Origin of the sequence: Polyangium sorediatum, from assembly GCF_029946465.1 — a bacterium.
Lineage (GTDB): Bacteria > Myxococcota_A > Polyangia > Polyangiales > Polyangiaceae > Polyangium > Polyangium fumosum.
The window spans coordinates 131,222-143,427 of sequence record NZ_JARZHI010000021.1; the positions used below are offsets into that span (position 1 = coordinate 131,222).

The window sequence follows — 12,206 nt, forward strand, 5'->3', positions numbered from 1 at the left end:
CGGGCGCGCGTGATCGAATCGGTCAGGGTTCGTAAGCGCCGAGCGTGCACTGTGCTGGATTGCGGGGGTTGCCCCGTTGATCGGTGGGCGGGCAATCGGTGCCCGCGCCGATCGCGGGGCTCGCCGCCTGGGGCGCGATCGTCCGTGTGGGGCCGCCGTTGTCGGCGAGGTCGCCGAGGAGCGGATCCACGCGGGAGATGCCCGGCGTGCAATCCATGTCGTCTTTGATCCCGATGGGCCATTGCAGGTTGTTCGTGCCGGTGCCGGGCGGCTGCGCGTAGGCGCTGCCGGTGCAGTTGAGGGGCGTGTACGGGTTCTCGGCGTCGTTGTGGAGGATCGTGTTGTGGAGCTCGAGGTTCGAGACGTTGGCGATGCCCGAGGCGAACTGGGCCGCGTTCCCGACGATGGTGCAGTTCGTGAGCTTGCCGCTGGTCTTGTCGCCGATGTAGAGGCCGCCGCCGATGCCACGGGTCGTGAAATCAGCGCGGGGATAGGTGGTGTTGCCCGTGAGGGTCACGTTCGTGAGATCCGCAATGGCAGGTGTCGCGCCGTGGCCGAGGATCCAGAGGCCCGCGACGGCCTCGGATTGGTTGTTCGAGACCGTCGACGCGGTCATCGTGACGTGCGTGCCCTGGATGTAGAGGCCGCCGGCGCTGCTCGGCATTCCCGGGGCGTCGTTCTGATCCACGATGGAGTTCCCGTCGAAGGTCGAACGATCGATGATCGTGGGTTCGGTCTCGTAGCCGGTGCGAAAGAGCGCGCCGCCGTAGGCGCGGCCCTGGTTGTTCTGGACGAGCGTGCCGCAGATCGAGAGCGTGCGCCCTTGCCCATCCATGCAGATCGCGCCGCCATTGCCGCCGCGGCCGACCTGCTGGCCATTCGGTTCGACGGAGTTGGCGCCGTAGCCCGTGGCCCGGTTTTCTTCGAGGGTGCTGTCCGCGATGAGGATCGCTGCGCCGAGCGCGCCGAGGGCCCCGCCGTTCGAGGCGCGGTTGCCCGAAAAGCGGCTGCTCGTCACGCGGAGCGTGCCGCGGCCGATGCTGTAAATGGCGCCGCCCGCGACGTCCGGGCCCTCCAGCGCGGCCTCGTTGTCCAGAAACACGCAATCGACGACGCTGACGTTGCCGCCGACGTGGTAGATGGCGCCGCCGCCGCCGTCGACGTCGGTGCCGAGCGGAATGGCCGTGCCCGAGGCTTTGCCGTCCCGGAGCGTGAGGCGCTGCACGGTGAGGGTGGGGCTCGTGGCCTCGAAGTTTTTCGTGTCCATCTCGAAAATGCGGGTCTTTTGGTCGCCGCTCAAGGTGACGCGGCCGCCGCCGTCGACGACGGTGTCGGCTTGGATGGTCTTCGCCTTGCTCAGGACGATGGTGACCGGGTCGGGGCCACAATCGAAGACGATGACGCCGCCGCTCGTGATCGCCGCGTCGAGCGCCGCTTCGGTGCAGCTCGCGGGCGTCCCCGTGCCGACGACGGTGGTCGGGCTGGAGACGTCGGCAAGCTCGTTCGGCGGCTCGCAGCCCATCGGAGCGCTGCCGCCGCCGCCTGCGCCGCCGCTGCCGCCTGCGCCGCCGGTGCCGCCGCCGGTGCCGCCTTCGCCGCCGCTGCCGCTTCCGGCGCCGCTCCCGCTTTCGACTTTGCCGCCATTGCCTCCGCAGGCGGTGAGCAGGGTGGTGCAGGCGAGCGTGGCGAGGGTGATGGACGAAAAGAAAGATCGCATGGAGGACCTCCGCGGTTCCTGTCCATCCTTACGCGAGGGGCGCGGCGGCATGAAGACGATCGTAGGATCGATGCGAGCCTTCGCCATGCGCGTGGTATGTAGCGCCCGTGAACGCCAACGCTGCCGCGCGCCGGCTCCTCGCCCGCGCTACTTTCCTCGTTTCCTCCATCCTCGCGGCTTCGTGCGGCGAAGGCGCAAAACCCCCGGAGGTGCCGGCGGTCGCGTCCTCGCCTGCCGTGGTGCCCGCGCTCGCGCGTGTCCCTGCGAAGTGGCGCTTCGATTTGCGCGCCGCGCCCGCGTCGGGGCGGGAGGGCATGGTCACGAGCGACGCGGCCGACGCGACGCGCGTGGGCGTGGAGATCCTCCGCAAGGGCGGGAGCGCCGTGGACGCGGCGGTGGGTGTGGCATTCGCGCTCGCCGTGGTGTTCCCGCAGGCGGGGAACATCGGCGGCGGGGGATTCATGGTCGTACGCGCGGAACAAGGGGAGGTGCGCGCGCTCGATTTCCGCGAGACCGCGCCGGCGAAGGTGACGCGGGAAATGTTCTTTGGGAAAAACGACGCGTCGCTCGTGGGTCACCTGGCCGCGGGGGTGCCGGGGGCGGTGGCCGGGTTATGGGAGGCACATCGTACGTACGGGAAACTTCCGTGGAAGGAGCTCGTCGCGCCCGCGATCCGGTTCGCGGAGGAGGGGTTCGTCGTGGACGAGGGGCTCGCCGAGATCCTCCGGGATCGCGCGGCGGACATCGCCCGGTTTCCGGCCTCGGCCGCGATGTTCATGCCCGGGGGAAAGCCGCTCGGCGTGGGGGCGGTGCTGAAAAACCCGGCGCTCGCGCAGGTGCTCGTGCGGATCGCGGAGCGCGGGGCGCCGGGGTTTTACGAGGGCGAGACGGCAAACCTCCTCGTCGAGGAAATGGAGGCGGGCGGGGGGATCGTGTCGGCCGAGGATCTCGCGGCCTATCGGCCGGTCTGGCGGACGCCGGTCGAGATGGAGTATCGCGGGCACAAGGTGTTCGCGATGCCGCCGCCCTCGTCCGGCGGGCTCGTGCTCGCATTCTCGCTTGGCGTGCTCGGGGGCTACGATCTCGGGAAGATGGGCTTTTTGTCGCCGGAGGCGCTGCACGTGACGGTGGAGACGTCGCGGCGGGCGTTCGCCAAGAGAAACCATTTCCTCGGGGATCCTGCGTTCGTGCCGGTCCCCACGGGCGAGTTTCTCTCGGCGGAGGCCATGGAGAAGGCGCGTGCCTCGATCGAGCCGGCCCGCGCGACGCCCTCGTCCGAGGTCGGGCCCGGGCGCGGGGGCGCGAACGAGAAAAAACACACGACCCATTTTTCGATCGTCGATCGCAGCGGAGCGGCCGTGGCGTTGACGACGACGATCAATACGTCCCTCGGCTCGGCCGTGGTCGTGCGGGGCGGCGGGTTTCTCCTGAACAACGAGATGGACGATTTTGCGACCGAGCCCGGAAAGCCCAACGTCTTTGGCCTCGTGCAGGGCGAGGCGAATGCGGTCGCGCCGGGCAAAAGGATGCTCTCGTCGATGACGCCGACGATCGTGGTGGGGCCGGACGGGGCCGTGCGGATCGTGACGGGCGCGGCCGGAGGGCCGACGATCATCTCGGCGGCGCTCGCGGTGATCACGAACGTGCTCGATCACGGAATGGGCGCGACCGCGGCCGTGGGCGCGCCGCGGGTGCATCATCAACATTTGCCCGATCAGATCTTCATCGAGGAAGGCGGGCTGCCGGAGGATGTGCAGCGGGCGCTCGGCGCGCGTGGGCACAAATTCGAGGCGTGGGACGCGATCGCTGACGCGCCGTCGATCGTGCGGGGTCCGGGCGGTGTGTGGACGGGCGCCGCCGAGCCGCGCAACAAGAGCGGGCTCGCGCTGGGGCTTTGAAGGTTCCTGGAATCGGGTAGATGGACGTGGTACGCGGCGAGATCCAGAGGGAGGAGTCGAGCAGTGGACCAAATTCGAACGATGACGAGCTGGACAGCGCTGGCCACGTTGCTGAGCGGGGCGCTTCTCTCGGGCGTGCTCGGAGCATCGGGCGGGGGCTGCGCGCGGGCCTCCGGGACGATTGGCGAGGGGGGGGCCGGAGGGGAGGGCAACCAGGAATGTGGGGATGGGATCGTCGGCGGCGGCGAGGACTGCGACGACGGCAATACGGCGGACGGTGACGGGTGCTCGGCCACGTGTTCGACGGAGCAGGGCTTCACGTGCAGCGGCGAGCCCACGAAATGCGAGGACATCGACGAGTGCACGTCGAACCCGTGTAGCGCAAACGCGACCTGCACGAACACCGATGGCGCCTTCGTATGCGTTTGTGCCCCCGGATATACGGGGCCCACGTGCGAAAAGGGGCCTTGCCTCGTCGACGTGGCCGGCGGTCGCGGGCATAGCTTGGCGGTGCGCGGCGAAGGCACGGTCATGGGCTGGGGCAGCAACGCCTCGGGCCAGCTCGGCGAAGGGAGCACGAACAATCAGGCCACGCCGGTACCGGTCAAGGGGCTGACGGGCGCCTTGCGGATCGCCGCGGGTCGTGTCCACGCCGTGTCGGTCAAGAGCGACGGCACGGTCCGGGCCTGGGGATCGAACCTGTATGGCCAGCTCGGCGATGGGACCACGACGCAACGGAATACGCCGGTGCTGGTGCAGAACATTGCCGACATCATTTCCGTCACCGCGGGCTCGTACCATTCGCTGGCGCTCACGAAGGCCGGCGCGGTATGGGCTTGGGGGCAGAACACGAACGGTCAGCTCGGCGATGGGAGCGTCAACAATCGCACGGCGCCCATTCAGGTGCAGAATCTTTCCAACGTGGCCATCGTCGCCGCCGGGCAGCTCCACAACGTGGCGCTCCGGGCGGACGGCTCGGCGTGGGCTTGGGGCTCGAATCTGTATGGCCAGCTCGGCGACGGCACCACGATGCAACGAAATACGGCCGTGCAGGTGCAAGGCATGACGGGGGCCGCGGCCGTGGCAGCCGGGCAGGGGCATAACCTGGTGCTGAAGTCCGACAAGACCGTATGGGCCTGGGGCCAGAATACGAACGGTCAGCTCGGCGACGGCACCACGACGCAGCGAAATACGCCCGTGCAGGTGCAGGGGCTCTCCGACGTGGTGGCCATCGCTGCAGGGGATTTGCACAGCATGGCGCTTCGGAGTGACGGGACGTTATGGACCTGGGGCGATAACCAGAACGGGCAGCTCGGCGACGGCAGCACATCGTCACGATCGACGCCGGCGCAGGTCACCGGGCTGCCCGCGATCAAGACCATCGCGGCGGGCCCCGACGCGCAGCACAGCTTCGCGCTCACGGCCGACGGCCTGATCTACGTATGGGGGCGCAACGACGCCGGGCAGATCGGCGATGGCACGGCCGTCCTTTTGAAAGCGACGCCGGTGCAGCCGCAGCTCACCTGCAATTGACGGGATCCGGCGAGGGAGGGGAGCGCGGCCGGGACGGGTTCGTCCCGGCCGCGGAGGGGTGGGTCGATCTGGGTTACTGCTGGATCGCGAAGTTCACGGTCGAGGTTTGTCCGGAGGTGACCGTGACCATCTTGACCATGTCCTGATATCCGGCCTTGCTCACGCGCACCTCGTATTGCTGCGCGAAGACCGCGTTCGCGAAGGCGAAGCCGCCGCTCGCGTTGGTCGTCCCGTCGTGCATGCCGCGGTTCAGGGTGATCGACGCGCCCGACACGAACTGGCCCGTCATCGCGTCGGTGACCGTGCCCGACACGCTGCCCTTGCCCGGATCGGTGCCGATCTGGACGCGGAAGTGCGTGGCGTTCTTCGTCAGGTTCCCCATCGTGTCTTCGGCGATCAGGTGGAAGAACCAGATGCCGTTGGCCTTGCCGGGCAGGAGGATCTGCTTCGAGTTCTGCGGGCTCGTCAGATCCATGGGGATCGTGTTCGAGTCGTGATCCGGCATGGTCGTCGCGTACGGATCGAACTCCCAGTAGAAGTTCTTCGTGTTCTCGTCCGCCTTCGGCAGCGTCCACGCGAAGTACGGCGAGTTGTTCGTGTACCAGGTGGATGGGGTCGTGTGGCTCGACGACGACACCGTGGGCGTGGTCGCGTTGATGTTGACCACGAAGCGCGACTCGACGGTGCCGAAGTTGGCGAACGGCCCGAGCGTGCTGATGTGGAAGTAGTTCGTCCCGACGGCGAGATCCGCCGGCGTGTACAGGACAGACTCCTCCGGCTTGTAGCTCGCGTTCGACGAATTCGGCACGAAGCCGTAGGCCGTGTTGAGCTTGTAGTAGTAGCCAGCCGAGGCCGTGAACGGCTTGCTCCACGCGAGCTCGAAGGAGGGATACCCGTCGTTGTACCAGAGGTTGGAGCTCGGGTGCGTGGACGACGAGACGTCGAACGGCGCCATGTAGGACTCGAACTTCGAGGCCACGACCGAGCCGGTCAGCGTCTTCGAGTTACCGTAGAGCAGCTTGACCGCGCCGTTGCCGCCGTTGCCGCCGCCGCTCGAGCCGCCGTTGCCGCCCGCGGTCGAGATGGAGCCCGTGAATTTGAGATCGTTCGTCGCGCGCAGCACGACGCCGCCGCCGGAGCCGCCGCCGGCGCAGCCGGACGCGCTCTGGCCGTTCACCGTGACTTGACCCGCGATCGTGATGTTCTCGGCGTAAATCACGAGCATGCCGCCGCCCAGGCCCGGCGTGCCGCTCGTGCAGGTGCCGCCGCTCGAGCCCGTCGCCGGATCCTGATCGGCGATCGCGTAGACGGGGCCGCCCTGGGCCGACACGCTGCAGTACCGCGTGCCGCTGTAGTAGCAGCTGAACGTCGCGCTGGTGGTGGCGCCCGCAACGCCGTAGCCGCCGCCGCCGGCGGGCAGCGTGCCGGAGGCGGTGCAATATCCCTGCGCGTTGCAGGAACTCGCGCCGCCGTTGCCGCCCTTGCCGCGCGGATCGTTGCCCGTCGGGGTCACGACGATCTGCGAGCTCGCGTCGAGGACGAAGTTCTTCGCGCGGATCACGAGCTTGCCCGAAGGGACCGTGAGCACGCTCGAGTTGATGATGGTCACGTCGCCCGCGAAGACCTGCTCGCCGTTGAGCGTGGCGTTGGCGTTGGCGTCGATGACCAGGCTCGGCTGCGCGCAGTCACCGTTGAAGCAATACGTCCCGCAGGTTTGCCCCTGCGTCCAGGCGGTGCCCGTGGGGTTGCAGGTCTCGGGCGTGTTTCCATTGCAGCGCTTCTCGCCCGCCTCACACGAGCCGGCGCAGAGGCCGCTGCCGCTGTCGCAGGCGATGGCGCACGTCTCGACCGTGAGCCACGCGGTGCCGGTGGAGTTGCAGACCTGCGTCTGCAGGCCGTTGCAGCGCCGCGAGCCGGCCACGCAGGTGGTCGTACCCGTGCAGGCCTTCATCGCCGGGTCGCACGCCTGCGCGCAGACCTGCTGGGTTTGCCACTGGTTGCTGCCGTTGCAGACCTCGAGGAGGTTGCCGTTGCAGCGCAGATCGTTCTGCACGCACGTCGACGACGCGCACGCGCTTCCCTGGCAGATCTGCGGCGACGGGCAGGCCATCGGCGCGGCCCAGTCGTAGCAGCCGGTCGGCTGCATGGCGCAGGACTGCACCTGCGTCCCCGAGCACTTGGTTTGTCCCTGCGTGCACTTGTCGTCGCACTGGGAGGCGCAGGCTCCGGCCTCGCAGGCCTGGCCCGAGGGGCAGCTCGCGCCGGGGTTCCAGTCGTAACAGCCGTTCGCCTGGAGCCCGCACGTCTGGACCTGCGGACCCGAGCACTGCGTCGCGCCGCCCATGCATTGATCGCTGCACGAGCTGACGCACTGGCCGCCATTGCAGGTCTGGAACGTCGGGCAGTTCTGCGCGGGGTTCCAGTCATAGCAGCCATTGACCTGCAGGCCGCAGGTCTGGATCTGTCCGTTCGCGCATTGCGTGCCGCCATTCGAGCACGTGTCCGTACACGCGAGCGCGCACTGGCCGGCGGAGCAGGTCTGGAACGTGGGACATGCCTGCGCCGGGTTCCAATCGTAGCAGCCGTTCGCCTGGAGCGCGCAGGACTGGACGTTCGCCCCGGAACACTGCGTCTCCCCCGCGGAGCACTGATCGGTGCAGGACGAGGCGCACTGCCCGCCGGAGCACGTCTGGAAGGTGGGACAGCTCTGCGGCGTGGACCAATCGTAGCAGCCATTGGCCTGGAGCGCGCACGTCTGGAGCTGCGTGTTCGAGCACTGGGTCTGCCCTGCGCTGCATTGATCCGTGCACTCGCCGCCGCCCCCGCCGCCCTGTCCCATCCCGCCGGTCCCGGAAGGGTTGTTTCCCCCGTTACCGCCGCTCCCGGCGTCGCCGCCCTGGCCGTTGGCGCCGCTGCCGCTCGACTCGCCGCCAGCCGGGCCGCATCCCGCGACGCCGATCAGCGAGGCGCAGACGAGCGTCCATCCGAATTGCAACAACATAGATCTGTGCACGAAAAATCCTCCGGGGGGGATCTCAATCGGGAACCCCCCGAATGTCAAGAGATGATGTGGTGCGGTGCGCATAAGGCCCGATCGTCAAGCGCGAGACGCCGGGCTTCAGAAACCGCGCATCGCGCGGCTTCTACGCTTTCGGTCCAGGCCGTGCCTGGTCCGGGGTGAAGGGGGCGGACAGCCCCCTTCCGGGGTGCGGGGCAGAGCCCCGCGCGCGCCCACGTTCTCGTTTCAGTCGAGGTTGCCTTCGGTCGCGATCTTGAACCACGATCGCGTCGGGGCCTTCTGCTCGCGCGTGACGAAATCGTCGATCTTGGCGAGCACGGTGGCCGTGCGGTGGCCTTCCATCTGCTTCGGGTGCTTCTTGCCCTGGTCGAGGTAACAACGCAGGAAGAGCGCGTCGTCCGTGCGTGGGAGGGCGGCGACGTTCCGGATCCATTTCGACCACGTGGGCGGTTCGAGCAGGTATTGCTCGACGTTCGATACGTAAAACGTGCTCACGCGGAGGTCGTTTTTCTGGAGGAACGCGGCGATGGCGGGGAATGCGCCGTCGCCCGCGAAGTCGCCGACGACGGGGACGACGCGGCCTTCGCGCTCCATCGTCTGGACGAACCGGAAGGTTTCGTCCGTCGCGAGGAACCCGCGCTTCTTGCCTGCGGGATCCGCCGCGCCGACCAGCTCGCGGAGCGAGGGGTATTTGCGGCCGGAGGTTTCTTTGAGCTCGAACCGGAGATCGAGCTGTTTGTCGAAAAAGACCTGCGTCATCCGCGCGAGGGCGCGTTTGTCCTTGTCCGTGAGCGTGACGCCGTAGGCCTCCTGCATGCGCTTCATGGCCCGATCGACGGTCGTGGCGAAGAGCTTCGGATCCGGCGCTTTCGTCTCGGCGTGCTTCAGGACGGCGTCGACGTCCGCGGTCGTGGGCGGGGCCGTGGCCGCGTCGTAGGGCCTCCCGACGAGCAGGGCGAGGAAATGGGAGCGGCTCTCGGCTTCTTCGAAGAGGAATCGATAATACAGGTGCTGGAGGAGATTATCTCGGCGGATGTCGACGATGAACGCGAGGCGCGGGCGGGTGAGGGCGAGATACGTAAAATTCTGCTCCGGCCCGACGCCGACGTAGACGCCCCCCGCCGGCCGCGCCGCGAGCGCGTCGGCCGTCTGGAGGTACGAGGTCTCGTTCGAGATGAGGTTGTCCGAGATGAAGTCGCCTCCCGGCTCGGAGAGGGTGCGAACGAGCTCACCAAAGGGGCCGAAGGCAGGCGCGGCGGGGGCGGAGGCCGGGGTGACGGCGGATGCGGACGCGGGAGCGGAGGCGCGCGCGGAAGCGGAAGCGGGAGCGGAGGCGGCGGGTTCGGTCTTGGGCGGGTCGCATGCGGCGGCGACGAGGAGGGCGAGGATCGGGGCGAGGCGGGGGAGCAGGCGCGGGGTCGTGGGGGCCATGGCGGACCGGGAACGCCTCGGCGGGCGGGCGTCGTCCAGGGCGTCGAGGGTCCGATGGAAACACGGGGGGTGTCAAGGCGCGGGGCGGTACCGTGCGGGGGATCTTGGCCGCGTGCCCACGTTGTGCCATGGATGCCAGCGCTGCCATGAAGAAGCCTCGACGCCGCCGCTTCTCGATGATTCGTGACTTCCAGATCGCGGATTTCTTGACCCTCGGCAATGGTTTTGCCGGCACCGGGTCGATGCTGGCGACGATGAAGTACGTGGCTTCGGGCGACGTTACGTTCCTCCGGCTCGCCTTTGGGCTGCTCCCGGTCGCGCTGTTCTGCGACTTCCTCGATGGGCGCGTGGCCCGGGCGCGGCGCGAGGTCTCGATGCTCGGGCAAGAGCTCGACTCGCTCGCGGACCTCGTGTCGTTCGGCGTGGCCCCGGCCGCGCTCGCGTTCGGGCTCGGGATGCGCGGGGGCTGGGACGCGATCGCGCTCGTGTATTTCGTGGCCTGCGGCATCAGCCGGCTCGCGCGGTACAACGCGACGGCAAGCCAGCTCGCCGACGAGGGCGGGAAGGTGAAGTATTATGAGGGGACGCCGATCCCGACGAGCCTCGCGCTCGTGGCGCTCTTCGGCGCGCTCTCGGCGCACGGGTATATCGGCGCGGCGCTGCCGGGCGGGGCCGTCACGCTCGGGCCGTGGGAGCTGCACCCGATCGTATTGCTCTTCGTGGTGAGCGGCAGCGCGATGATATCGAAGACGCTCCGCATTCCGAAGCCCTGAACCCGTGAGACCCGATCGGTTGTTCAGGGACAAGTTTTCAGCGCACGAATCCGGGACAAGTTTTCAGCGATAGAATTTGTCCGGAACTTCTTCGATCGAAAGTTTTGCCGAGCGCGATTCCCCATTGTAGGTGCTGGGGTATCCACATGCTCGAGCGCGCGATTCGACCGCTCTCCACCCCGGCCGCAGTTCCCCTTCCGTCCGTCCGCCCCGGGCCCCTCAAGGCCCGTGGAAAGCCGCGTCCGGACATTCGTGAAATCGAGCCGGGGACGGCAAAACCGTTCATCAAGTGGGTCGGCGGAAAACGGCAGCTCATCCACGAGCTCGAGCCGCGCATTCCGTCGCGCTTCAATACGTACCACGAGCCCTTCGTCGGGGGCGGCGCGCTCTTCTTCCACCTCATGCCCGAGCGCGCAGAGCTCAGCGATACGAACGAGCGGCTCGTGCGCACGTACCTCGGCGTGCGCGACGCCGTCGAGGACGTGATCGACAGGCTCGCGTCCTACCCGCACGATCGCGATTTCTTCATGAAGTTGCGCTCGAGCGACATCGACACGAAGACCGACGTGGAGGTGGCCGCCTGGTTCATTTACCTGAACCGCACGGGATTCAACGGGCTCTACCGGGTGAACCGGGCAAACCAGTACAACGTGCCGTTCGGCGATTACCAGAACCCCACGATCTGCGACGCGGAGAACCTCCGTGCCTGCTCGCGGGCCCTGAAGCACGCCTCGATCCGGCATGCTTCGTTCGAGGACGTCGCTGCGCGGGCGCGGGCGGGCGACTTCGTGTATTTCGATCCGCCTTACGTGCCGCTCTCGGCGTCGTCGAGCTTCACGTCGTACACGAGCGGCGGGTTCGGGATGCACGAGCAGCAGAGGCTTCGCGACGTGGCGCGCGAGCTCAAGGAGCGCGGGGTGCGCGTCCTGCTCTCGAATTCGTCGGCGCCCGAGGTGTACTCGCTCTATGGGGACGGCTTCGAGCTCGCCGCGGTGGGCGCTTCGCGCGCCATCAACTGCAAGGGCACGGGGCGCGGACGGATCCAGGAGCTCATCATCCGGTAAAGCGGCCGCGAGCGCCTCTCCGGAGGGCTCCCGGTCCCGGATCCCGCGTCCGATGAACCGCGCATGCGCGCCGTTCTCCCGCATCACCGTCCAGGCACCCTCGTGCTCTCTGCGTCCCAGTGGGAAACGATCGAGGCGCTCCGCGCCGGCGAGCCAGTGACCGACGAGGCGCTGGACACGCTGTATCCTGCAGACGTCCGCGAGCTCTCGTCACGATTCTGGACGCCCGTCTCCATCGCCGTGCGCGCGGCCAAGCTCTGCGCGCCCGAGGGGCGGGCGCGCGTGCTCGACGTGGGCGCAGGCGTGGGGAAATTCTGCCTCGTCGGCGCGCTCGTCACGGAGAGCATTTTCGTGGGGATCGAGCACAGGCGGGCGCTCGTCGACGTGGGCCGCGAGGTGATGGCGGCCGTGGGCGCGAGGAACGCGCGGCTCGTGCACGGGACGATCGAGGAGATCGATTTTTCGTATTTCGACGCGCTCTACTTCTACAACCCGTTCGAGGAGAACCTGGTCGCGCCGTCGTGGCAGATGGACGGAGCGGTGCCGCTCTCGCTGGAGCGGTTCCAGGAGGACGTGGCGCGGATCGAGGCCGCGCTCGAAGCCGCGCCGCCCGGGATGCGCGTGGTGACGTACCAGGGGTTCGGCGGGAAGATGCCGCCCGATTACGAGATCGTGGAGGAGGACCCCGAAGGCGCGTCGCACCTGCGGCTCTGGGTGAAGCAGGAGCATCGGCCGCACAGGATTCCGCAGGGGACGCGGCGATAGAGAGGG

The 12,206-nt window shown here is 68.2% G+C and carries 8 protein-coding genes; 5 read left to right on the top strand and 3 right to left on the bottom strand.

What is annotated here, in order from left to right:
* Window positions 1–22: 22 nt before the first annotated feature.
* Complete coding sequence (locus QHF89_RS23755) at window positions 23–1,717, bottom strand: choice-of-anchor Q domain-containing protein (protein ID WP_136969807.1); 1,695 nt, start codon at window positions 1,715–1,717, stop codon at window positions 23–25.
* 107 nt (window positions 1,718–1,824) lie between these two features.
* On the opposite strand from QHF89_RS23755, the gene ggt reads away from it, so the two are divergent.
* Both ggt and QHF89_RS23765 read left to right on the top strand, forming a co-directional pair.
* Window positions 1,825–3,615 carry a gamma-glutamyltransferase gene (gene ggt, locus QHF89_RS23760; protein WP_136969808.1) on the top strand — a complete coding sequence of 597 codons (1,791 nt, stop codon included), beginning with the start codon at window positions 1,825–1,827 and terminating at the stop codon, window positions 3,613–3,615.
* Between the two features lie 63 nt (window positions 3,616–3,678).
* Window positions 3,679–5,148 carry an RCC1 domain-containing protein gene (locus QHF89_RS23765; protein ID WP_284720867.1) on the top strand — a complete coding sequence of 490 codons (1,470 nt, stop codon included), beginning with the start codon at window positions 3,679–3,681 and terminating at the stop codon, window positions 5,146–5,148.
* Between the two features lie 73 nt (window positions 5,149–5,221).
* Here the strand turns inward: QHF89_RS23765 and QHF89_RS23770 are convergent, their stop codons facing one another.
* Window positions 5,222–8,161, bottom strand: coding sequence for a carboxypeptidase regulatory-like domain-containing protein (locus QHF89_RS23770; protein ID WP_284720868.1), 2,940 nt, complete (start codon window positions 8,159–8,161; stop codon window positions 5,222–5,224).
* Window positions 8,162–8,392: 231 nt separating this feature from the next.
* Window positions 8,393–9,598 (bottom strand): LIC_10091 family protein, encoded by a 1,206-nt coding sequence (locus QHF89_RS23775; RefSeq protein ID WP_136969812.1) that lies wholly within the window; start codon window positions 9,596–9,598, stop codon window positions 8,393–8,395.
* A 146-nt stretch (window positions 9,599–9,744) separates the two neighbouring features.
* Here QHF89_RS23775 and QHF89_RS23780 point away from each other — a divergent pair, with 146 nt between their 5' ends.
* The 3 genes from QHF89_RS23780 (at window position 9,745) to QHF89_RS23790 (ending at window position 12,200) form a co-directional block, all read left to right on the top strand.
* Window positions 9,745–10,371 (top strand): CDP-alcohol phosphatidyltransferase family protein, encoded by a 627-nt coding sequence (locus QHF89_RS23780; RefSeq protein WP_136969813.1) that lies wholly within the window; start codon window positions 9,745–9,747, stop codon window positions 10,369–10,371.
* 146 nt (window positions 10,372–10,517) lie between these two features.
* Entirely contained in the window at window positions 10,518–11,435 is a 918-nt protein-coding gene (locus QHF89_RS23785; RefSeq protein WP_136969814.1) for a DNA adenine methylase, read from the top strand.
* A gap of 63 nt (window positions 11,436–11,498) precedes the next feature.
* On the top strand, window positions 11,499–12,200 hold the full coding sequence (locus tag QHF89_RS23790; RefSeq protein ID WP_136931066.1) for a class I SAM-dependent methyltransferase: 702 nt from the start codon (window positions 11,499–11,501) through the stop codon (window positions 12,198–12,200).
* Window positions 12,201–12,206: the final 6 nt, after the last annotated feature.

Bases quoted from the DNA above. Each gene is read 5' to 3' on its own strand.
- QHF89_RS23755 (WP_136969807.1), bottom strand. From the start codon at position 1,717: ATGCGATCTTTCTTTTCGTCCATCACCCTCGCCACGCTCGCCTGCACC.
- QHF89_RS23775 (WP_136969812.1), bottom strand. From the start codon at position 9,598: ATGGCCCCCACGACCCCGCGCCTGCTCCCCCGCCTCGCCCCGATCCTC.
- QHF89_RS23780 (WP_136969813.1), top strand. From the start codon at position 9,745: ATGAAGAAGCCTCGACGCCGCCGCTTCTCGATGATTCGTGACTTCCAG.
- QHF89_RS23785 (WP_136969814.1), top strand. From the start codon at position 10,518: ATGCTCGAGCGCGCGATTCGACCGCTCTCCACCCCGGCCGCAGTTCCC.
- QHF89_RS23790 (WP_136931066.1), top strand. From the start codon at position 11,499: ATGCGCGCCGTTCTCCCGCATCACCGTCCAGGCACCCTCGTGCTCTCT.